The 712-nt window shown below is 74.7% G+C and carries 1 protein-coding gene; it reads right to left on the bottom strand.

Going from position 1 to position 712, the window contains the following annotated elements; translation table 11 throughout:
- Positions 1-41: 41 nt before the first annotated feature.
- Positions 42-712 (bottom strand): nitrilase-related carbon-nitrogen hydrolase (locus FHN55_RS21265; RefSeq protein WP_139714416.1); only part of this gene is annotated, 671 nt, incomplete at its 5' end.

Genomic DNA, 712 nt, shown 5'->3' with positions numbered 1-712 from the left:
GGAGTGGCGTGGATCCCCCCAGCGCCGAGGCGTGGGGCGGGTCAGGTGGTGGCGGGGCCGGGGTGGAGGTCGAGGCGGCGGTCGACCAGGTAGGGGTTGTCGCGCCGTCCGGCCTCGACGACGCCCGTGTCGACGTCGGCGACCAGCAGCGTGCTGGACGCGACGTCACCGGGGGGCGCCGCGGCGAGCACCCGTCCGCTCGGCGCGACGATGCTGCTCAGCCCCACGTAGGCGAGGTCCACCTCGCGCCCGCAGTGGTTGGCGTAGGCCACGTAGACCTGGTTCTCCCAGGCGCGGGCCCTGATGATGACGTCCGCGACGAAGGAGAACGGCTCCATCTGGGCCGTGGGCACCGCCACGAGGTGGGCCCCGGCCGCCGCCGCGGCGCGCACGGCCTCGGGGAACTCCACGTCGTAGCAGATCAGCACCGCGACCCTCACTCCGCCGACGTCGAACAGCGACACCGGCCGGTCACCCGGCACGAAGGCGTCGCGCTCGTCCTGGCCGAACAGGTGGGTCTTCACGTGGTGGCCGATCAGCTCGCCGTCGGCGCCGACGAGCACGGCGGTGTTGACCACCTGCCCGCCGACGCGCTCGGGCATGCCGACGAGCAGGGCGATCCCCCGCCGCCGGGCGACCTCGGCGACGGCCGGCACCAGCTCACCGGCGGCGCGGTCGGCCATGTCCTCGGTGCGCTGCGCACCGAGCTCGT

Origin of the sequence: Streptomyces sp. NP160 (assembly GCF_006335115.1) — a bacterium.
Lineage (GTDB): Bacteria > Actinomycetota > Actinomycetes > Actinomycetales > Quadrisphaeraceae > Quadrisphaera.
Note: the sequence above shows the minus strand (reverse complement) of the source record. Positions and strands in the feature narration are given on the sequence as shown.